Here is a 22,184-nt window from a genome sequence, read left to right as displayed (position 1 = left end):
AGGAAAAAATTACCAATGCCGAGGCGGTACGACGAGACCATGAGGGCCTTTAAAAAACAATAAACTACACCGAATAAACGCTACCGCTGCGCCTGCTGCTATGAAAGGTTCTGCGAGGGCTGGGACAGTAATTGCCGCACCAGTCAAGGCGGAAGAGAGGTGAACGGAGGTTCAGTGAATGAACGATTTGTTGTTCATATTGTATTTAATCTCTAATTTTAAAGCCTTTTAATCATTATAAAATTTCTAGCAGGGCTGGAAAGCAGTTGCTCTCGGGTGCGGTGACTTTGATTTATTGATTGCATGCGCGCGCTAGCTGAGATTTTATTAATTTGGCATTAAATTATATCCATAAAAGCCTAATATGAAAAGCAGTATCCTTTGTTTTGGTGAAATGTTATGGGATATTTTTCCCGACGGAGCAGTACCAGGCGGAGCGCCAATGAATGTAGCTATTAGCCTAAAAAAATTAGGTTCTGATGTTTTTATCTTAAGCAGTTGTGGAAAAGATAAGCATGGCGAAAACCTACTTGAATACCTCCGTGAAAACGGTCTTTCTAGCCAGTTCATTCAGCAGAACAATTACCCAACAGGACTTGTGAATGTGCATCTCTCAGAGCAAAAGGACGCCAGTTATGAAATTGTTTTCCCTTCGGCATGGGATTATATAGAACAGGTAAAGACTCTTCCAGAATTTAATGTTCTGGTTTATGGAAGCCTTTCTTGTCGAAATAAGACTTCTTTTGAAACATTAACAGGTTTATTAGATACCCGCGCTCTTAAGGTTTTCGACGTGAATTTCCGTCCTCCTTTTGTAGATCAGGATAGTGTTGAACAACTGCTTAGAAAATCAGATCTAGTAAAAATGAACCATGAGGAACTTTTCCAATTATCAGCATGGAACGGATTTGACTCCACTGATTTGGAATTAGCGGCAGACCTTGTTTTTAAGAACTATTCACTCAAGTTACTTTGTGTGACGCGTGGTGCTGAGGGTGCATTTTTGAAAACAGCGGATGAAAAATTTTATCAGAATGGGTTTGTTGTGGATACCACAGATACCGTTGGAGCTGGGGATGCTTTTCTTGCGGGATTTATCCACCAGTATATGGACGATAAACCGCTGAATGATGCCCTTAAATTTGCTTGCCAACTTGGGGCCTGGGTTGCATCCCAAAAAGGGGCAAATCCTCCTTTTTTAAAGGAGAATATCGAGAAACTTTCAGAAAGAATAATAAACTAATATCAAATTGGGGTTAAAGCACGCGTAACACCTGTGTCAAGTAAATTCCGGAAATAAATTATCTAAAATTAGCTTTCTGATTTAGCACACGCGGCGCGCGCTAGCTGAGAAAAATTCCTTAAATTCGATCCATATACATTTACAGTGGCAAAACCTATACTCGTACTAAAGTTTGGAACTGCATCAATCACCACCACAGATGGTGAGCTTGATGAGTTAGTGATTGAGCAAATAGCACGACAAGTGGCATTGATTCATAAGGAATATGACCTGGTGATTGTTTCATCGGGAGCTGTTGCTGCCGGAAAAAAGTTCTTAAAGAATTATGGAGGCACGTTGAATGAGAAGAAAGCAGCAGCATCTGTTGGAAATCCACTTTTATTAAATACATACGCCAAATATTTTATACCACATGGCATTGCCATTGCCCAAAGTCTGTGTGAACGTCACCATTTTTCAAACCGTGATCAGTTCTTGCAGCTTAAGCGAACCTATGAGGAACTCTGGGCAAGTAATATTATCCCGATTGCTAATGAGAATGATGTGGTGAGCAACCTGGAATTAAAATTTTCTGATAATGATGAGCTAGCTACACTGATTGCTGTTGGGTTTGGCGCTTCGCAAGTCTTGTTCAGCACTTCGGTTCCTGGTGTTTTGGATGGAAATGGCAAAGTAATTACAGAGCTTGATACCACCGATAAGAAAATTCTCTTATTAGCGAATAAGGAAAAATCTGCTTCTGGATTAGGGGGTATGACCTCAAAATTGAATTTTGCCCGCTTAGCCAATCAAATGGGAATTCGCGTGGTTATATTCGGTATCCGAACTGATAATGGGATCATTAAAGCATTAGAAGGTTCAACAGGTACTTTATGCTTGCCCCAGAAAAGTGATCTTTCTGCACGTAAAAAGTGGCTGGCCAGTGGAAGTCTTGTTCGTGGCCGGATTCAAATTGATGCCGGGGCTTGTAAAGCATTGAAAGACAGGCATAGTCTGCTTGCTGTTGGAATTAAGAAAGTACTGACTGGTTTTGAGAATGGTGAGATCATTGAGATTCTTGATGAAGACAATAATGCGGTAGCGGTTGCTATCGCAAAGATCGATTCAACAACTTTGACCAAGGATACTAAAGTAAAAAATCTGGAAGTGGCGCATGCCGATAATATTGTTTTACTGTAAACTTTGACCATGGAATCGATCCAATCTCTACTTGAACAGGCCTCGCAGGCAAGCATCGCAGCCAAGCTTTTAAGTGATGATGAAAAAGCAGATATACTGAGATCTCTGGCAGCAAAAATTAGGGAAAACACGGCTACTATTAGTGCTCAAAATAAATTGGATCTGAACCAAATGTCTGATTCTGATCCTAAGAAAGACCGTTTATTACTATCTCCAGCTAGGATTGAAGATCTTGCAAAGAGTGTGGAAGATATTGCTGCACTACCTGATCCAAGTAATCGGTTGCTTTCTGAGCGGATTATGGATAATGGACTTCTTATTCAGAAAATAACGGTCCCGCTGGGCGTAGTTGGCGTAATTTATGAATCAAGGCCCAACGTGACCATTGATGTTGCCGCTCTATGCATTCAATCGGGCAATGTTTGTGTTTTGAGAGGTGGCACTGATGCTTTTTATACCAATACATTTTTGGTTACATTGATTCAGGAGGTTTTGGCAAGTTTCAATCTGGATGTGAATATTGTTCAGTTGCTTCCTACCGACAGAAAATTCATGCCCGAACTGCTCACGGCCACTAAATATGTAGATATTTTAATTCCTCGTGGCTCACAGCAATTGATTGATTATGTGCGCGAGCATGCTTCAGTGCCTGTAATTGAGACTGGGGCTGGCGTTTGCCATACGTATGTGGAAGCTTCTGCTGATCTTGAAAGTGCCGCTAAAATCGTAACCAATGCCAAGGTATCCCGTCCGTCAGTTTGTAATTCACTAGATACGGTCATTGTAGATAGAGAAATTTTAGCGCCCTTGCTTAGTATTTTGGCTCCCAAACTGCAGGCCTATCAGGTAGAGATCTTTGCTGATCCGGAGTCATACGCTATTTTGAAGCAGCTGAATTATCCATTTCTAAAAGAAGCGGTAGAGGCAGACTTTGGTCGCGAATTTCTTGATTTTAAATGTTCTGTAAAAACGGTTGCCGGATTTGATGAGGCAGCAAAACATATCCGTAAATTCTCTTCCAAACATTCGGAAGCGATTATTTCTAAAAATATGGAGTACTGTGAGCGCTTTTTAAATGAGGTAGATGCCGCGGCAGTTTTTACAAATGCTTCAACACGATTTACGGATGGTGGAGTATTTGGGCTAGGAGCTGAGATTGGAATTTCTACCCAAAAATTACATGCCCGTGGTCCTTTTGCACTTGAAAAACTGGTGACTGAAAAATGGATCATACGAGGCCAAGGTCAGGTAAGATAAGATACGCTAGCGCACGCGTGTGCTAAATTAATTAAACAATACCTTGCAAGCGTTTGCCTATGTTGCATGTGCTCATAAAAAAACCAATTTGACTAATCTGCTCATTTCCTTTAAGGATGTAAGTATCCGGCATTTCAATACCCTTGTCTTTGAGGATTTGAATTTCAGTCTTGAAAAAGGTCAGCACTGGGCTTTGGTTGGGAACAGTGGCTCCGGAAAAAGTACTTTTCTAGATTTTATCATGGGTAAAGCGTCCATGGCTAGAGGTGAGGCATACTATCCTTATTTTGATCAACATATTCAGGAGCATCATCAGGATGACCCTTTGTTTAACCGGTATAAACTGATTACTCAGGTATCTGCAAGGCATGAATTCCGAAATCTTTCCAATACCAGCGACTTCTATTATCAGCAGCGGTTTAATTCATGCGATTCTGAAGATGCGGATACAGTATCAACCTATCTTTCAAGTATTAAGGTTGTGAATCCTTCGGGGTTATGGACCATTCAAAAGGCAACAGAATGGTTAAAATTGACATATTTGCTTGATAAAGAGCTTATTAAATTATCTAATGGTGAAACCAAAAGATTAATGCTTGCCGCAGCACTAATCAAAAATCCAGTATTACTCTTGCTCGATAACCCTCTGAACGGACTAGATGTATCTGCACGTCAAGATTTTAATGAACTTATTCGTGAAATATCTGAATCAGGAATTAGCATTATTATGGCTACCCCAGCAACAGAAATTCCAGAGTCGATTACCCATGTGGCGGTATTGGAAAGTGGAAAAATGATCATTCAATGTAAAAAATATGAGTTTAAACCGATTAGTTTTCATACCATTGGTCAAATACAAACAAATCAGGATGAACTGAAACAACTGCTCTCAGCTACTCCTTCTGTAGTGTATGATACCATTATCGGAATGGAAGATGTTTCGATCAAATACGGGGATAAGCAGATTCTTGATGGTGTGAACTGGCAGGTTAGGCAAGGCCAGAGATGGGCATTAACAGGGCATAATGGAGCCGGTAAATCTACTTTGCTAAGTTTAATAAATGGGGATAACCCACAAGCTTTTGCCAATAAGATCATCCTCTTTGACCAGCCGAAAGGTAGCGGAGAGAGTATTTGGGAGATAAAAAAGAAAATCGGCTATGTCTCGCCTGAATTTTTTCAGTATTTCCCAACGGGGAGTACTTGTTTGCAAGTTATAGAGTCAGGGTTTGATGATACACTGGGTTTGTTCCGGGTATCAGGCAAATCAAGGGCTGAAACCTCATTAAGGTGGATGACATTGCTGCATATCAGTGAATTTGCGGGCGCGTTGATCCGGAATGTTCCGGTTAGTATTCAACGTATCTGTATGTTGGCCAGAGCCATGGTTAAGAATCCATCGCTTTTAATACTAGATGAGCCCTGCCTTGGGCTTGATGTTGAGCGGCAAGAACAATTTAAAAACCTGATTGATACGATCTGCAGCATGACTGACTTGAGCCTCATTTATGTTAGTCATTATCAGGAGGAAATGCCTCTGAGTATTACACATTCTTTGAAATTGGAACAGGGAAGGGTTGTTTGATGTATTAATATAGAAATATGCTAGCGCACGCGTGTCGCGTGTGCTTCAATAATTATTAATACCGTTCCCTAATTTATAAAGTCCGTTTTCTACTTGCAATAGCTCCTCAATCAAGATTGAATTAACTTCATTTCTTATGAGTAGAAAGTACAAATTTCTGAATAATGAAGGTTTATATTTTGTGAGTTTTGCAACTGTTAATTGGGTCGATGTATTTATTAGGCCTGTTTACTGCGACCTAATTGTTGAGAGTCTTATTTACTGCAAGCAAAAACTGGGCTTAGAGTTATATTGTTGGTGTATCATGACCAGTCATCTTCATTTAATCATCAGAGCGAAAAACAATGATCCAGCAACGCTATTAGGCAGATTTAAGGAATATACATCTAAAAATTTAGTGAAGTCAATATATGAAAATTCGCAGGAGTCACGTAGAGAATGGATGCTTGATATGTTTAGAAAAGAAGGAAAAAAAAGAAGTAATGTGACAACAAATCAATTTTGGCAGCATGATAACAGGCCAATAGAATTGTGGAGTCAAGATGTACTTGAACAAAAGGTGGATTATACACATAATAATCCAGTGAAGGCCGGACTTGTATTAGAGCCTTGGCATTGGAAGTATTCGAGTGCAATAGATTATTCGGGTGGAAAGGGTTTAATAGATTTGGATTTATGAGAGCACACGCGACACGCGTGCGCTAGCAGGTAGCAGATAAATTACTTATCGATTCTGTATTCTATTCAAAAAATTTCTAATTTGAATCCAAATTCATACATACTATTTAAAGCGCATACATGGCCTCTGTTTCTACCCCTCCTGATTTAGCTAATGAAGCTGTCATTAGCCCAGAAAAAAAGAATAATCTTCGTTTAGTAATTGTAGCGTCATCGGTTGGGACGCTGATTGAATGGTATGATCTTCTATTGGCTGTAATTATGGCTAATATTTTATCCATGCAGTTGTTTCCTGCCGGTGGCAATAATTTTATTGAAACACTGGGTATCGTAGCAACTACCTATCTGATCAGGCCTTTTGGGTCGCTTTTATTTGGAAATTTTGGCGATAAAATAGGGCGAAAGTATACTTTCCTGGTTTCCTTGCTCTTGATGGGTGGAGCTACCTTTTTAATTGGTTGTATACCAACATACGAACAAGCCGGATGGGTTTCTCCAATTTTATTTCTAATACTCAGGCTTATGCAAGGATTGGCTATCAGTGGAGAATATTCAGGTGCTGTGATCTATGTCGCAGAGCATGCCCCTCAAAATAAAAGAGGTTTTTATACCGGATTTATACAAACAACATCTTCTATTGCCTTGATTCTAGGTCTTGTAGTTGTTTTTTCTACGAAAAGCATCATGTCTGAAGAGTCTTTTAATTCTTTCGGATGGAGAATCCCCTTTCTTTTCAGCGCTATCTTAGTCATTGCCAGTTATTTTATTCGTCGCAGACTTCATGAAAGCCCGGTTTTTGCCCAGCTAAAAAGTGAAGGTAAAACCAGTAATTCTCCGGTTAAGGAAACCTTTAAAACAAAAAAGAATATCGGCCTAATTTTGGGTGCAATTTTTGGCGGTAATGCTGCACAAAGCGCCATTATGCAAACCAATCAGTTTATAACCTTGTTTTTTCTTCAGCGAACGGTGAAATTGCCTGATACCACTGCACTATTAATTATGGCTAGCGGTATTCTTTTGGCAGGTCCTTTTTTCCAGATCTTTGGAGCGCTGAGTGATAAAATTGGCAGGAAAAAGGTTATTCTACCTGGGATGATACTGGGCTTGATTGTGATCCCAATTATGTTTTATCTGTTTTTGGAGCTGGGAAACCCACAACGCCTAGATACCATTCAGCATATCGATACGCAAACCACCCTAATATTCATCGGTTTGGTATTTATGCTCACACTTTCTGGAACTATGGTTTATGGTCCGATGGGTGCCTTCCTGATGGAGATGTTCCCTACCCGTATCCGTTACACCAGTATGGGATTCGTGTATAATGTGGGTAATGGCGCAATTGGAGGTTCAACTCCGGTCATAACAGAACTAATCAAATCATCGGTAGTGATCGGTTTTGCTTTATCGCCGTTCATCGGCCTAGTTTATCCGCTTGCATTGATTGTTATTGGAATAATTGTCAATATCTTTTTAGTGCCTGAAACCTATAAAAATGATCTTTCAGACTAAATGAACAAGTTAAATAATCTTTTATGGCAAATAAATTAAGCAGGCGCAAGGTACTCAGTACCTTTGGCTTGACAGGCTTGGGTATGCTCGCCTCTACTACAAATGCTTCAGCAAGTAGTTTTGTTCCGGTGTTGAAAGAAGGAGAGGTATTACTTGTTTTTTCAACTATTGCGGCATTAAAAGAAAGCACATCCCTCAAATCAGGGAACTTTGTACAAACTGCTGGATATTATCAGGTTGGCGATAGCGGACATGGAACTTACCTGATCAAGGAAGCTCAGTCAAATCAGGCTGTCGATAATGGAAGCATCATTCCGTTGAAAAAGAATCTGGTTGCTGAACTGATCAATATTAGCGCCGTGAATTATAAATTATTTGGTGCACTGGGCGATAAGATCAATGATGATGGGATACAGATCAAAGCCGCTCATAATTATGCCAATTCACAACTTCTTCCGGTAATCAACCCCAATGGTGAATACTGGTTTAGTGAATCAAATGCCATTGAAATACGCACCAATACAGATTGGGGGCAAAGTATTTTCCATTTCAATGAAAAGTTTAACAGCAAAGAGCCACGCTTTAAGATTATTCCAGATCAGCCTCCCGTTAACATAAAATTTAGTGAAGAAAGCAAAAAGGCATTGCTTAATCAGTTAAAACCGGGTGTGCAGGTTATACCGGAACTGGCCGCATATAAAAATTGTATGATCATCATTGCTGATGCAAATGACATGATCGGACTCCGCAATCAAAGTACTGGAGTTAGTAAGGGTTGGGCTCGCGAAGAGTTATTTTATGTTGAAGAACATGGCAGAATTGTTGGAGATATTGCATGGTCTTTTAAAGATTATACCAGCTTGATAGCTTACCCTGCGAGTGATAGTTATTTAAATATTACTGGTGGAACATTCTATTTATCAGGAGATAATGAGGGTGCTTATTTTGAGAATGGTATTCGTGTGGAGCGTAGCCGTACCTTGCTTTCAAATCAGTGGGTTGGACTTGAACCCGGAAATCAAGATGTAGCCAAAATCCAAAGAAGTGGTTTTTATTCTTTGAGGTATGTTTTTGATGTAACTGTTGAGAATATCAGGCTTTTGCCATGGGAAAAAGATAGAGTGGGTGTGCCGATGGTTCCGCAGGGCACCTATGGGATATCAGGAAATCGCTGGATGAACGTAACTTTTCGGAATATAACAGCAGAAGGCAGTCCGGTTCATTGGGGTGTTTTTGGGACTAATCTAACCAAGAATTTTCGCATAGAAAGTTGTGTCCTGAATCGTGTTGACGTACATTTCCATTGCTGGAACTTATACATTAAAGATAGTAAAGTTGGTCAGAGAGGGCTCACCCTTACTGGCGGAGGCGATCTTTTTGTTGAAAATACCAATGTCAATACCAATGCATTTATTTCCTTTCGAGCCGATTATGGCGCTAAATGGGATGGAGATATTCGCATCCGTAATTGTCGCTTAATACCACGTACCAACGCTACACAAGTGTCTGTCCTTCAGTTTACTGTGGCTGATTTTGATTTCAAGTACCCAATTGGTTATGGTCGTACATTAAGCGTTCAGGATATGGTTATCGATTTTACCGGCGACCCTTCCAATAAAGCAACATGTTGGCTGATGAAAACCTCGGAATGGACAAAAAATGCCGACAAAGTAGCTTTGTTCTTTCCGGATAAACTCGAATTTAGTAATATAAGTGTGCGTGGCCGGAAACAGGGAGTTCGTTTGCTGCAAATCTATGACTGCTCTAAATTTCACATGTCAAAAGAAGGTTCCTATGATGGGGTCCGTCTTTTATCGAATTCAAGAATGTTATTCTGCAATATTGATCTTGAAAATTTAAGTGGAAACACTGGAAACAAGCTTTCGGATAGGAACCATCTATATTTAAATGATACCCAGGAGGGTAAACGTACAGATGCACTGTATCCCGATATTCGAATTCAGGATTGCAATAACTTGCGGGCTTATCTGGGTAGAGGTTCCGGAAATTTAAAATTTGAGAACTGTACTATTCAAACAATTGAAAAAGATAATTCAGAGTTTAGCGGCCGGCTTTCATTTAGCAACTGCGAATTTGAACCCTCAATTGATGATCAATCAAAAATATCCTTTGACCTAGACTCCGTACTGGGTGTTAGTTTTACAGATTGCATCGTTTATCTCCCAAAGGTTAAGGGTCAGACCTCGTTTGAGCAGCTGGATAAAATTGGTTTTCTGAAATTGAATAAGCAGGTTCGATTTAATCATTCAAATACACGTTTGGGTAATGATATTATTCTGTATTGTAAAAGTAAGGGTATCAAACTGGAGCCTAAATTTATTGGGATGCTTCGTAGCCATCATGAATTGGAACCTGAAATTTAAAAAATTCAGGAGCCTGAATTCTTATTGAATCAGCATAATGTAACCCTGTACGGAATAGCTAGAGACAATTTTCTCAGGATTGATATCCTGAGAATAGAATGCCTGTACATCACTTAATTAATTCGGAAATTGAGTTCGGTCAATTCCCGGTATCAGGCGGATTGCATTTTTATAATACACCTTCTTTAACACTTCATCACTTAACCCAATGCCATACATTTTCCAGTAGGCATGGTATTTTTTGTGGTATGGAAAGTACTCGTCTTCGGTTTCAAGAACTCTGAAATACGTGCTATATTCTGAAGGTACCCAGCTGTCTTTTCCGAAAAGGATTCGGTTCTGGTAGCGCTCAAAAAACTTTTTGGCCATGCGTGGTTGCCGGCCAAGTTCTGCAATAACAGCTCCAAATTCAATATTCATGTTGGGATAAGTATCCAGAAGCTTACCCAGATAGTCTAGATTATTTGCAAACCATCCAAAATGAGCAATGATAAAATTAGTGCGTGGATGTTTTTTGATTAGATTATGCTGTTGTTTAATCAAAACTTCCCAGGAATAACCATCCGATGCACTTCTGTTTCTGCCCGGTTGAGTTATAAGTTCAAGCCAGCGTTCATTTTGGGCATTGGGTTCATCCCAAAATTGTTTGGGATCTGCCGTATGGATCAATACAGGTATCCCCAGCTGCCCGCATTTTTCCCAGATGGCCTCAAGTCTTGGATCATCTACAGCTACCAGGTTGCCTTTAGTGTCTTTAACAGAAAACCCTAGGCTTTTAAATATTTTTAGTCCCTGTGCACCTGCTTTTACATCGTCTTCAAGCTGCTTTACGGCAGTTTCTGTCCAAGATGCTTCTCCAATTCCTGTAAATGAGATATTGGCAAATACGATTAGGCGCTTTGCATTGGTTTGCCTCACATTCTTAACTGCAGATGCCAGATATTCGCCGCTGCGTCCGCTCAGATTGACCATGACCTTCATGTTTAACTTATCCATTTCTGACAATAAATTGCCAAGATTCTGCGAAGGCATGTTATTCTGATGGTTATGAATATCAATAAAAGGAAATTTAGCTCTACCTGTATTATGCTCCGGAACTACCAAAGATGAGGGTGGATTATAAGTTTCAAAATCTATTTTTCCTCTTTCATTCTGTGCTAGGCTGCACTGACTAAATAATAGAAATGCGGCAAGATAAAAGGATTTCATTTTCAGAATATTCATGTCACTTATTTAATTGAATGATGAATTTAGCATAAAGCTTCATTAATTGGAAATTCTTTACCAAATAGGACAGAAATTATTCTTTGAATTTGAGGATAAAACGCACCTTATTGATTTCCTAACTACTACCCATTAATAGTAACCAGTGTATGAGAATTGCCTTTTCATTGGTAAGCCAATAGTTGTCGCCATCTTGATTTCATATGCAAGTCACTCATTGATCTTATGTTTTCTTGCCTTAAACGTATTTTTTAGAACATTTCCTTGATTTATGAGCCTGTTAAATCATAAAATCTGAAAATATAGCTAAGTATTTTTTTTACTACTGTAAATCTTGTTTTTTATGTCCATTTTTTGCAGGCTTGTTTATTAATTATGAAAATACCAGCTATCTAGATAACATACTAAACAACCTCTTCTTTAATTTTTATTGTACGAAATTGAAAATTCAATTTTTGATTTACCTGTAAAAAGAAAGCCCGGTATTTATTTCAAATACCGGGCTTTCTTTTGTTCAATCTTAATTAATAACCAGGATTCTGTGGTTGTAATTTAGGATTACGGGCAATTTCTACAGAAGGTACAGGCCAGATTGCCTTGTTGATATCTGTGATACCTAGTACTGACTGTAGGCGGCCGGTTCTAACAATGTCAAACCATTCATGACCTTCAAAACAAAGCTCAAGTCTTCTTTCCTTGTACAATGCTGTTCTGAAATCTGCAATTGTTGCGGGGTTGATTGCAGCCAATCCTGCTCTTTTACGAACTTCATTCAATAATTTTACAGCATCGGTACTTGGATAACTAGTTTCTGCTAAAGCTTCAGCTTTTGCTAAAAGTACTTCTGCAAGACGAAAAACAATGATGTTATCATCTTTGGTTCCGCCCCTTGAATACTTTTTCATATAATTTGCAGCATTTGCGAAGCCATAGGTTGCATCTTTTCTAAGGTCACCAGTTTCGTACGCATTGAAGATATCATTATTAACTTCAATTGTCCTGGTGCCACCAAGAGATCCAGGCAGGAATGTGGTTGCAAGTGAATTTTGCAATTGAGTATCATAGTTGATTTCCAGAATAGCTTCTGCTGAATTTTTTGTCAGAAATAGGTTTGCATAGGCTACACTTAGCGTTTCTCCTCTTTTGCTGATCACCTGATTAGCATCAGCTATTGCAAGAGGGTAGTTTTTTCTGGTGAGGTGTATTCTTGCTCCTAATGCAAAGGCAGCAGCTTTTGTTGCCCGACCTGTCTTACCTAAACCCGTATGAGTTTCAGGCAAATTCAATTTTGCAAAATCAAGATCTGCAAGGATTTGAGTATATACCTCTGCAACGGGAGTACGTGATACTTGTAGTGACTTTACATCTGGGCTTTCAGTTGGTGTAGTAATCAAAGGAACAGCTCCGAAATATCTAACCAAATTAAAGTAAACAAAAGCTCTCAGAAAGCGTGCTTCAGCAATAACTGAATTTTTTGCTGCATCGGCCATTCCAGGAATTCCTGGAACTTTGGCAATAACTACGTTAGCTGAATTGATCAGTACAAATTGCTGATCCCATAGACCTGTAAATTGGGAGTTATCTGCAACAATGATCAGATTGTTCAATTGTTCAAACTGGCGGTTCAGTGCATTACCCTTGCTATTTTTTGTGGGTAATTCAGCAAAATAGATGTAGTTAGGGCCTAAATTGGCTAGGTAGCGATAAGTTCCAATAATGGCTGCATCGGCATCCGAAGGTAGTTTGAATAGCGACTGTGTTGAAACAGAATCGATAGGTTCCTGATCGATGACATCACATGAGGATACCGTCAGGTATAAGAAGAATATTAAAAATATTTTTTTCATCTTTTTATCTTTTAGATTTTTCAATGGTGATGAAGCGATCATGATTTGATAATTATTGCCCTAGGGGTTTTAGTAAAATCATGATTGTTTCATTAATTTATATTAAAATGTTGCGTTTAAACCTAATGAGAATGATCTAGCCTGAGGGTATGAACTCATATCAAAACCCAAAGTTGTATCATTCCCATTTGCATTAACCTCTGGATCATATCCGCGATAATCGGTAAAGGTGAAAATATTCTGACCTGCAGCATAAACTCTTAAATTCTGAATTCCTGCTTTCTTCATACCAGCAGTCTTTATATTATATCCAAGGGCAATATTTTTCACTCTTAAGAATGATCCATCCTGCAATACGCGATTAGAAACTGATCCGTTTCTTGTTGGATCTCCCCAGGCAGCACGGTGTAAAGTTGCAACATCACCAGGTTTTCTCCATCTGTTTCTTGCTAAAGTTGAAGAGTTGAACCAGGTATGCAGTCTTCCATAAGAATATTCAGCCTGATTGAAGATCTGGTTGCCGTAAACAAAATGCAAGAAAACAGAAGCATCGAAATTTTTGTAGGAAACAGAGTTTGTAAAACCTCCAGTAAATTTCGGTTGTGCACTTCCTAATACTACGTTATCAAGTGTAGTTGAAGCTAAAGGAATGTTTCCATCACCATTTATATCCTGTACATCATAATTTCCTGTTGCTGGATTAACCCGAAGTAGATTCCATCCAAAGAAAGTACCTATGGGATATCCTTGTTTTACAACACTGGCATAACCATTAAATCCAAGGGGAATATCTCCACCAGGTAAGTTAGTTACCTTATTCCTATTGAATGAAATATTGAAATCAGTTGACCATTTAAAATTTGTTTTGTCAATATTGACTGTGTTCAAAGCAAGTTCAATTCCTTTGTTCTCTACATTACCAACGTTCTGCAATGAGCTTGCAAATCCTGAACTTGTAGGCAATGAAACGGCCAATAACAATCCTGAAGTATTTTTCTTGTACGCATCAAAACTGAAATTTATCCTTCCTTTGAAAAAGCTCAGATCTAAACCTAAATTGGTTTGCTCAGTGCTCTCCCAGGTTAAATTGGGATTAGCTAACTGAGTTTGAGCCAAACCACTTGAACCGATATAGTTAAAACCACCGCCAAATAATCCTCTGGAAGTAAAGTTGCCGATCTCCTGATTACCTGTACGGCCCCAGCTTGCTCTTACTTTTACATCTTCAACCCATGTAAGGTCTTTTAAGAAATCTTCTTGCCCAATGCGGTATGCAGCTGAAACAGAAGGGAAGCGACCATATTTATTGTTTTCACTGAACCTTGAAGATCCGTCGATACGATAACTGGCTGCCAGGTTGAATTTATCTTTAAATGAATAGTTTAATCTGCTGAAGTAAGAAGTTAAGCCCCAGCTACTACCTGTAGATGTTGAATTCTTGATGGAGGCTGAACCTAAGGTTTGAATAGCTTCAAGCGCAAAATTTGAAGCTGATGCTACAGTTCTGCTAAATACAGATTCCTGGTTTGAATAACCTAAAAGGATATTGAACCGATGATTTTCCTTGAATGTTTTGTTGTAGTTTAAGGTGTTTTCATTGATCCAGCCCTTATCCTGAGTCATACTGTTTGTACCGGTACCGTTTGTAGTTCGTCCTAATACGGTCAGTTTATTTGGAGGTACAAAATAAACCTCTTCCAGACTTAAATAATCTAAACCAATACTACTTCTGAAATTCAGTCCATCAAGGATCTTGAACTCAAGAAATGCATTGCCCAAGGCTCTGTTACTAAACGCATCATTTCTAACCTGATCAGCAATGATCAATGGGTTATCAATATTACTAATGTATGGATCATTGGGATTTAAAGAACCATCAGCATTACGGGCTGGAACAGCAGGTGATTTTACAATGGCTACAGCCACAATACCATCACGGTCGCCAGCACTAACACGGTCTGTTTTTGCACGGTTCATGCTCATGTTGATTCCGACTTTTAATCGGTCATTGATAGTTTGGTCAAAATTAAACCTAATGTTACCACGGGTAAATCCACTACCAATTACAACCCCGGTCTGGCCTAAATAACTTCCTGATAAAAAGTATTGCGTTTTCTTGGTACCACCAGAAAGTGAAAGCTCATTATTATGGATTGGAGCTGTTCTGAAAATTTCTTCCTGCCAGTCTGTAGTTGTTAATGCACTTGGATTTACAATCGGCGGAGCATTTTTTACGTTTACGTTTGCTTCGTTTATCAACTCTCCCCACTCAGGGCCGCCTAAAAGAGGGATTCTTTTTGCAACTTCCTGATATCCGAAATAGGTATTGTAAGTGATCTTTGTCTGATCTTCTTTACCTCTCTTGGTGGTAATTACGATTACCCCATTTGAAGCTCTTGATCCGTAAATAGCAGCCGCTGATGCATCTTTTAGGATGTCAATAGACTCGATATCATTCGGACTGATATTTGAAAGTGGGTTTTGAGCAACAGCACCTCCGGCAGCACCGTTGTAATTGCCTGTATTAACAGGGATTCCATCAACTACATATAATGGGTCATTTCCGCCATTAATTGAACTTGCACCCCTGATTCTAACAGTGGAACGACCACCTGGTGTTCCTGTGTCTTGAGTAATGTTAACACCACCTACACGGCCTTGTAATAATTGCTCCGGACTTGTAATTGGCAGGTCAGCTAATTTTTTGCTTCCTACAGAAAGCGATCCTATAGCACTGGAAACATCTTTTTTACTTTGTGTTCCGTAACCAACAACAACAATCTCACCTAAGGCTTGCTCGTCTTCTTGTAATACAACATTCATTGCGGCTCTGGCATTTGACGGAAGTTCTACAGCGGTAAATCCAATATAACTAAATACTAAAATTCCTGCATCCGGAATGTTTAGGGTAAAATTACCATTGATGTCTGTTGTTGTACCAATGGTGGATTTTTTAAGTTTGATACTTACGCCAGGGAGCCCGACTCCTTTAGAGTCTTTTACGGTACCCTTGATTTCCTGTGGCGGAGCTATCTCTTCTATAACCTGAACCTGATTTTCTGATTTCTGGATTGGTTTTTTAGAAATGATAATGGTTTCATCAACAATAGAGTATGTTAAAGGCTGATCGTTAAAGCAAAGCCTAAGTACTTCTTCAAGAGTTGAATTTGTGACGCTGAAGTTAACAGGCTTCGTCGACTGAAGCATTTGGGTATTGTAAAGGAAACTATAATTAACCTGTTTTTTAATTTCCCTTAATGCTTTTTCCATTGGAGCATTTTTCACAGCAAGATTGATTTTCTGTGCATAACCTGCAGCATTTACCTGCAATAAGGTTGTAAGGCATAAGATTATTGCGAGTTTCATAACCTTGATAAATTTTAATGACACGCAAGGTTCCTTGCACTTAAATAACATGTAAAGTTTCATACATTTGAAAGTTTGGTTTGAATTAATTGATTGTGTATACGCTTGATTTTTTTAACGCCAGATTTTTATCCGGGAGCGTTCGCAGCGCTTCCGGTTTTTTTGCCGTTAAATAAAAGTATTTGTTACGGCATAACGGTTATCCTCCTTCCATCTATGCTAAAGTGAACAGCACCGGTTAGCTCAAGCATTTTTAATAATTCTGATATATTTTTATTTCGTGATATTGTTCCAACAAAATCTTTATTACTTAAGTTACCCTGATACACCACATCTACATTGTACCAGCGTGAAACTTTGCGCATGATACTTTCTATATTCTCATTGTAAAAAATGAAGTAGCCATTTTTCCATGCTATAGCCTGCTCAAGGTCTGCCGAGGCAACTTTGATATTTCCTGATCCTCTATTTAGAATTGCTTCCTGGCCTGGTTTTAACATGGTCTTTCCTGATCCTTTCAGAACTTCAACTGATCCCTCAATTAGGGTAGTATTGATATTTTTTTCATCATCATAGGCCATTATATTGAATTGAGTACCTAATACCTTGATGTCCATTGCATTATTAGTACGCACTAAAAAGGGCATTTTTGGATTTTTAGCTATATCAAAATAGGCTTCACCCTTGAGCTCAACTATCCGTTCTGAACCAATAAATGCAGTCGGAAACCTAAGTGTTGATCCTGAATTAAGCCAAACTTTACTACCGTCCGGTAATACAAGCTGGTACTCTCCGCCCATTGGGGTACTCAGAATGTTGTACTTAACTGTTTTTACATTTTGAGCACCTGCTGTATATTCTAATTGACCGTCACCTGTTTTTTTAATATCAATATTGCTTTCATTTGCAAGAATGCCAGTTTTTGCATCATCAAGATCTATTTTTGAACCATCGTCTAATGTCAATATTGCCTTATTATTTCCGGGTGCTACATCGTTCCTGAAGCGGGGTGTCTCAGTTTTTACAAGAACCGGTTCAGGTGAATTTTGATAATAGTAAATGCCCGCTGTTAAAAGAATCAAAATTGCAGCAGCAGCAGCTGATTGCCACGCCCTGAATCTGAATATTCTGTATTTGGAATGTTCCTGAATACTGTAATTTAAATCTTCCTGAATAGATTGTTTTATTTCTTCAGAATTCCCCATAGACCTAACATTCCATTGCTGCTCCTTAAGCTCGAAACTATCCTGATAGTTTTCAAGTTCAGCTTGTTCTTTTTTGCTGCATTTGCCTGCAAGGTATTTTTCGTAAAGGCGGTTATATTCTTTTCTGGTCATTCTTATATTCTTTAGAGTCTTTTTTTGATTGGTACACACATGAAAAGTATAAAATAATCAAGAATATTATCCTGTGATGTCTTAAATTAACCGTTGATAAACATCAAGCTATTCAATCTGGCTTTTTTGAAAAGATTTTCGGCGAATATTCTTTTTTTGAAATCAATGATTACTCAGATTCTTTTTTTTAGTTAATAATAGTAAATTTAATTTTCTTTACACGTAGAATGTATATTTGGAATTCAAGCATATACCAAATTGTTTAGTTTAAATGTCGGATAAAATGCCTTCTGATACTATTTTACTGAACCGGATGAGGGAAGGAGACTCAGCATCCTTTAATGCCCTTTTTGACAGGTATTGGGAAATGTTATATGCTACTGTATTTTCTGTTTGTTCTGACCGGGAAGTATGTTCTGAAATTGTACATGATATATTTCTTAATCTTTGGCTGAAGCGTGAAAAATTGCAAATAGAATCTTTTAAGGCTTATATTGTTGCATCTGCCCGATATCATGTATATCGTCATGTAAAAAATGCCAGGAGAAAATCTCTTGAATACCGGGAAGATCTTGAGTATTCGAGTCGTGTAAGCATGAATGATGGAGAACTGAATATTCATTATCAGGATCTTGAAAAAAGTGTTGACAAAGAATTAGAGGAACTACCAAGACGCTGTAAAGAAATATTCACTTTAAGTAGAAGAGAGCAGCTTTCTAATGATGAAATTGCCATACGGCTGGATATATCAAAACGGACCGTTGAAAACCAACTTACCCATGCTTTGCGCCACTTAAGGCTTTCAATGAGGCATTTTTTGATTATTATGTTTGTAGTTATTCAATAAAATTACGCTATAAAACAGTAGGTTAATTTTTTGAGGAATTAGCAATTACCAATTTAAAAAATTACAGGTATATTTTAGTTCACTGAGTTTAAATGTGATTAAAGAAATACTATAATTTTATTTTGCGGGCAGCGCAAAACTTAGTACATATCCTGCCGGATTCGTGCCATCTCCACCTACCGAAATAGCAATATATTGTTTGCCTTTGCTCCAATAGGTAGATGGATTTGCATTGGCAATTCCCGGTAGGGTGGTTTCCCAAAGTTTTTTCCCGGTTTTTTGGTCAAAAGCTCTGAATTTCCTATCGCGAGTACTGCCAATAAACAATAATCCGCCGCGGGTAACTAATGGTCCGGCTGATCCGCTGGCTCCAGTTTCTGGACCACCTAGAGCTTGCCCCTCTGGCTGATTACCTAAGGTTATTGACCATTCAAACTCTCCGGTATTCAAATTGATAGCATGAAGCTGTCCCCATGGCGGTTTTATTCCCGGTCTGCGATTTGCATCGGTAAATTGACCGTAGGCTGTTAGGTTAAGGTATTTATCTTCTTTTGGAGTATTAATACCAGCTTTATTTGCCGATTCATTTTCCTGAATTTCTTTCAAGAAACTTTGCTCTCTTGATGGGCGTGCACTTGATTCCTTTTCAAATAGGAAAGAAATAATTGCTTCTTCTTTTCCGGCTATCACACTTGCGAATGATGGCATCTTTCCACCGCCACGTTTAATTTTGTTCAAGGCATCTTCCCTGCTCAATCTGGCTTCAATAGCAAGTAATGATGGATTTCCCTGCTCATCTCCATTTTTATCAGGCATATGGCAGCTTACACAATAGGTATTATAAAGTGCTTTCCCTTGGTTAAATGCAGATAGGTTGGAGGTTTCATTTTCTACTACTTTTTTCAGGGTCGCGATCTCTGGCGAATCATTTGATTTTACATAAATAATACCTTTTTCAGGATCTACAGAACCACCTCCCCAGCTTGAACCACCCCGGCTTCCAGGAATCATAAATGTTCCCCGGATTGATGGAGGGGTAAAAGGACCCTCGTATCTGAAGGCATTAAATCGATTCAACAGACTATCATAGGAGGATTGGGTATAAAAGCTAAGGTCATCTTTGGTTATGGATTGACGAGCATAAGGTGCTGGTTTTGTAGGGATTGGCTGAGTAGGCCATGCTTGCTCTCCAGGAATATCTGATGCCGGTACCGCACGTTCTTCAATAGGAAATAATGGCTCGCCGGTGTCGCGGTTAAAGGTATAGATATACCCTAATTTTGATGTTTGAGCTACGGCATCAATCTTTTTGCCTTGATGAGTTACCGTGATCAGATTGGGAGCTGCAGGAAGATCATAATCCCAAAGATCATGATGAACGGTCTGAAAATGCCATCTGTATTTGCCTGTTCTTGCATCAAGGGCCACAACAGAATTTCCAAATAGGTTCATTCCAATCCGATCTTTACCATAGTAATCATAGGTAGGAGAGCCTGTTCCAAAAAATACCATGCCGCGTTCTGCATCCAAACTCATACCTCCCCAGTTATTGGTGCCACCTACATATTTCCATGCTTCTTTAGGCCAGGTATCATAACCAAGTTCACCCGGTTGTGGTACCGTATGAAAAGTCCATTCCAGTTTACCGCTAATGATATTATAAGCCCGGATATGACCTGGCTCGGCACCATATAATTCTGAAACCTCGTTACCAATGATCAGTAAATCCTTGTAAACAATGCCTGGCGAGGTGGGGATTACAGAAATTTTATCGGGATCGCCGCGCATCCCAATATTCATACTAACTCGGCCTTGATTACCAAATGTGGAAATAGGGATTCCTGTTAGTGCATTCAATGCAAAAAGATTATCGCCAGCCGTAAAAAGTATACGTTTATCTGCGCCTTTTTCCCAATAGGTAACTCCTCTGCCTATTCCACCGCCAGCTTCACCATTGAAAGGGTCAAAACTCCATATTTGCTCTCCAGTTGAGGCGTTTAGTGCGTAAACACGATGCCGGGCCGATAAGGTATACATCACTCCATCAAGTATGATGGGATTACTTTCGCTGCTACCACCTCTTGAGCCTTGCGGAGCATCACTGAATGTATGGGTCCAGGCCAGTTCCAATTCCTGAACATTTTTGGTATTGATTTGGTTTAGAACAGAATAACCGGTGCCCTCAGCATCGGCTTTGTAAACAGCCCAGGTGCGTTCTACACTAGATTTTTTAACCAAAGTAGGATAGACCATGCATCCCGTGTAAATCAACATTCCAGAAAGGCAAAGTGCCATCGTTCTATTCATGTATCTTTTTGAGTTTAGCCTATCCATAATCCTTATGCTGTGTGAATCTTACGCTACTTTATTTGTTTATTGAGTTTGTAAACCCTAGTTCGAATAGTTCTTATCCCATGGAAAAGAGTAGGATGGTTTATTTACAAAACGTTTCATCCCAATAGTTAAATGAATGGAACTGGCAGGAGGCAATTCGACCATAAAATAAGATCCATTCACGGTAATTTTACTTTGCCCTTCAGCTACTTCCGTGAATGAATGCTCTCCAAAAGCTCCCGATTGAATGATCAATTTGCGGGTTTGTACAGGATTCAAATTGACTAGATGCAGCTTAGTTTCATTTGCCTGTATACCATCTACCAGAGCAGAAACATCTTGAGGAAGCCCAGGTCTTTGTAAATCGCCATCAAAATATCTGACCGTTGCCCGGAGTAATCCTCCGTTATAAACTGTTTGGGGAGTTCCCATGGTAGTTTGAACAAGCCCTTTGGTAATCACAGGATTATTTGGATAAAGATCATCTTTTTGAATGCTGTAAATATTACGCGGATCATTCTGCATAAAGTTCATTCTTTTCATCACCTCAGTGTAATCTGCTTTTAGGACTTCTAAAGGCCAGTCGGGATTTTTTCCTGCATAGTACATGAGCCGTGCATGTTCAGTGAGCCCAAAGGTACGATCACCCAGGCTTTCTTCACGATTCCAGTCAAATGGTTCAGCCTTTTTCCAAACAATAGTGTCAAGTTCTCCAAGAGTATTCTGACCCCAAATACCTTCATCCCACAGAGGATGGAATTTATTGCCCTTCATCAAGACCTCAATTTTTTTCCAATCTTCCGGGTTCATAGACGCATGCCAAAGGTGAGCCAAATCCTGGATCATCATTGGACGATAACTATACCAGCCTTCTTTTTTATACCTGTAAGGCACCAGCATTTGACCTTCTTTGGTAAATTTTGCTCTCTGCATGATACTGTTTAGTTGGCCGCGGAGCAGGTCAAGATATTTAGGATCGCCTGAAAGCATATAGGCGCATTCACTAGCCACTGAGAGCGCAGAAAATTGCATTAAAACTCCGTATCGGCCATACCAGCCATACAAACCTCCCCACCATTGACCATTTCTATATTCTCCAATTTTACCCGTTTGACCAATGTTATCTGGAAGCAGACCCCCGTTTTCAGCAATACGCTTCATCCAGGCATCTACATAATCAAGCACCCATTTTTTGTATTTTTCTTCGCCGGTATACAGATATGCATTGGTAATTAGGCCAGTAGCTAATAAATTGACGGGTACATCGGTGCGGGTAATGATCTGGTCATATAGTTCTTGTATCTCTTTCTGTCGTTCAGGTTTTTCATGCCACTCCGGTTCAAGGTATTCCAAGACAGGAGCAAGAGAAGTATGGCCATAACGCAAGTTAT

Annotated in this window: 14 protein-coding genes; 8 read left to right on the top strand and 6 right to left on the bottom strand. The window is 39.3% G+C overall.

Annotation, left to right across the window (positions count from 1 at the left end; all coding sequences use genetic code 11):
- The first annotated feature begins 364 nt into the window (after positions 1-364).
- From ACIQZ6_RS08225 to ACIQZ6_RS08195, 7 genes are all read left to right on the top strand, one after another.
- On the top strand, positions 365-1,243 hold the full coding sequence (locus tag ACIQZ6_RS08225) for a carbohydrate kinase (protein ID WP_395810001.1): 879 nt from the start codon (positions 365-367) through the stop codon (positions 1,241-1,243).
- 144 nt (positions 1,244-1,387) lie between these two features.
- Complete coding sequence (proB, locus tag ACIQZ6_RS08220; RefSeq protein ID WP_395809999.1) at positions 1,388-2,422, top strand: glutamate 5-kinase; 1,035 nt, start codon at positions 1,388-1,390, stop codon at positions 2,420-2,422.
- 9 nt (positions 2,423-2,431) lie between these two features.
- A complete protein-coding gene (locus tag ACIQZ6_RS08215; protein WP_395809997.1) occupies positions 2,432-3,679 on the top strand; it encodes a glutamate-5-semialdehyde dehydrogenase in 1,248 nt (415 codons plus the stop codon).
- A 43-nt stretch (positions 3,680-3,722) separates the two neighbouring features.
- The gene (locus ACIQZ6_RS08210; protein ID WP_395809995.1) at positions 3,723-5,264 is read left to right on the top strand and encodes an ATP-binding cassette domain-containing protein; all 1,542 of its coding nucleotides are present in this window, start codon (positions 3,723-3,725) and stop codon (positions 5,262-5,264) included.
- 136 nt (positions 5,265-5,400) lie between these two features.
- A complete protein-coding gene (locus ACIQZ6_RS08205; protein ID WP_395809993.1) occupies positions 5,401-5,943 on the top strand; it encodes an REP-associated tyrosine transposase in 543 nt (180 codons plus the stop codon).
- A gap of 119 nt (positions 5,944-6,062) precedes the next feature.
- Positions 6,063-7,454, top strand: a complete 1,392-nt coding sequence (locus ACIQZ6_RS08200) for an MFS transporter (protein ID WP_395809991.1) — start codon at positions 6,063-6,065, stop codon at positions 7,452-7,454.
- A gap of 23 nt (positions 7,455-7,477) precedes the next feature.
- Entirely contained in the window at positions 7,478-9,838 is a 2,361-nt protein-coding gene (locus ACIQZ6_RS08195; protein WP_395809990.1) for a hypothetical protein, read from the top strand.
- Positions 9,839-9,955: 117 nt separating this feature from the next.
- On the opposite strand, the gene ACIQZ6_RS08190 is transcribed toward ACIQZ6_RS08195, so the two are convergent.
- The 4 genes from ACIQZ6_RS08190 to ACIQZ6_RS08175 form a co-directional block, all read right to left on the bottom strand.
- Entirely contained in the window at positions 9,956-11,062 is a 1,107-nt protein-coding gene (locus tag ACIQZ6_RS08190) for an amidohydrolase family protein (protein ID WP_395809988.1), read from the bottom strand.
- A 524-nt stretch (positions 11,063-11,586) separates the two neighbouring features.
- Positions 11,587-12,909, bottom strand: coding sequence for a RagB/SusD family nutrient uptake outer membrane protein (locus tag ACIQZ6_RS08185; protein ID WP_395809986.1), 1,323 nt, complete (start codon positions 12,907-12,909; stop codon positions 11,587-11,589).
- A gap of 102 nt (positions 12,910-13,011) precedes the next feature.
- Positions 13,012-16,275: a TonB-dependent receptor gene (locus ACIQZ6_RS08180; RefSeq protein WP_395809984.1), complete on the bottom strand. Its 3,264-nt coding sequence runs from the start codon at positions 16,273-16,275 to the stop codon at positions 13,012-13,014.
- 185 nt (positions 16,276-16,460) lie between these two features.
- Positions 16,461-17,612 (bottom strand): FecR family protein, encoded by a 1,152-nt coding sequence (locus tag ACIQZ6_RS08175; RefSeq protein ID WP_395809982.1) that lies wholly within the window; start codon positions 17,610-17,612, stop codon positions 16,461-16,463.
- A gap of 271 nt (positions 17,613-17,883) precedes the next feature.
- Between ACIQZ6_RS08175 and ACIQZ6_RS08170 the strand changes: the two genes are divergently transcribed.
- Complete coding sequence (locus ACIQZ6_RS08170; RefSeq protein ID WP_395809980.1) at positions 17,884-18,459, top strand: RNA polymerase sigma factor; 576 nt, start codon at positions 17,884-17,886, stop codon at positions 18,457-18,459.
- A gap of 117 nt (positions 18,460-18,576) precedes the next feature.
- On the opposite strand, the gene ACIQZ6_RS08165 is transcribed toward ACIQZ6_RS08170, so the two are convergent.
- Both ACIQZ6_RS08165 and ACIQZ6_RS08160 read right to left on the bottom strand, forming a co-directional pair.
- On the bottom strand, positions 18,577-20,766 hold the full coding sequence (locus ACIQZ6_RS08165; RefSeq protein WP_395809978.1) for a pyrroloquinoline quinone-dependent dehydrogenase: 2,190 nt from the start codon (positions 20,764-20,766) through the stop codon (positions 18,577-18,579).
- An 84-nt stretch (positions 20,767-20,850) separates the two neighbouring features.
- On the bottom strand, positions 20,851-22,184 hold a 1,334-nt coding region (locus ACIQZ6_RS08160; RefSeq protein ID WP_395809976.1), incomplete at its 5' end, for a hypothetical protein.

It is taken from the genome of Daejeonella sp. (genome assembly GCF_044348475.1).
GTDB lineage: Bacteria > Bacteroidota > Bacteroidia > Sphingobacteriales > Sphingobacteriaceae > Daejeonella.
This window is presented reverse-complemented; position numbering and strand designations above follow the sequence as displayed.

What these genes read in the sequence shown, in the direction of transcription:
- ACIQZ6_RS08225 (WP_395810001.1), top strand. Translation starts at nt 365, where the DNA reads ATGAAAAGCAGTATCCTTTGTTTTGGTGAAATGTTATGGGATATTTTT.
- ACIQZ6_RS08215 (WP_395809997.1), top strand. Translation starts at nt 2,432, where the DNA reads ATGGAATCGATCCAATCTCTACTTGAACAGGCCTCGCAGGCAAGCATC.
- ACIQZ6_RS08205 (WP_395809993.1), top strand. Translation starts at nt 5,401, where the DNA reads ATGAGTAGAAAGTACAAATTTCTGAATAATGAAGGTTTATATTTTGTG.
- ACIQZ6_RS08200 (WP_395809991.1), top strand. Translation starts at nt 6,063, where the DNA reads ATGGCCTCTGTTTCTACCCCTCCTGATTTAGCTAATGAAGCTGTCATT.
- ACIQZ6_RS08195 (WP_395809990.1), top strand. Translation starts at nt 7,478, where the DNA reads ATGGCAAATAAATTAAGCAGGCGCAAGGTACTCAGTACCTTTGGCTTG.
- ACIQZ6_RS08190 (WP_395809988.1), bottom strand. Translation starts at nt 11,062, where the DNA reads ATGAATATTCTGAAAATGAAATCCTTTTATCTTGCCGCATTTCTATTA.
- ACIQZ6_RS08185 (WP_395809986.1), bottom strand. Translation starts at nt 12,909, where the DNA reads ATGAAAAAAATATTTTTAATATTCTTCTTATACCTGACGGTATCCTCA.
- ACIQZ6_RS08180 (WP_395809984.1), bottom strand. Translation starts at nt 16,275, where the DNA reads ATGAAACTCGCAATAATCTTATGCCTTACAACCTTATTGCAGGTAAAT.
- ACIQZ6_RS08175 (WP_395809982.1), bottom strand. Translation starts at nt 17,612, where the DNA reads ATGACCAGAAAAGAATATAACCGCCTTTACGAAAAATACCTTGCAGGC.
- ACIQZ6_RS08170 (WP_395809980.1), top strand. Translation starts at nt 17,884, where the DNA reads ATGTCGGATAAAATGCCTTCTGATACTATTTTACTGAACCGGATGAGG.
- ACIQZ6_RS08165 (WP_395809978.1), bottom strand. Translation starts at nt 20,766, where the DNA reads ATGAATAGAACGATGGCACTTTGCCTTTCTGGAATGTTGATTTACACG.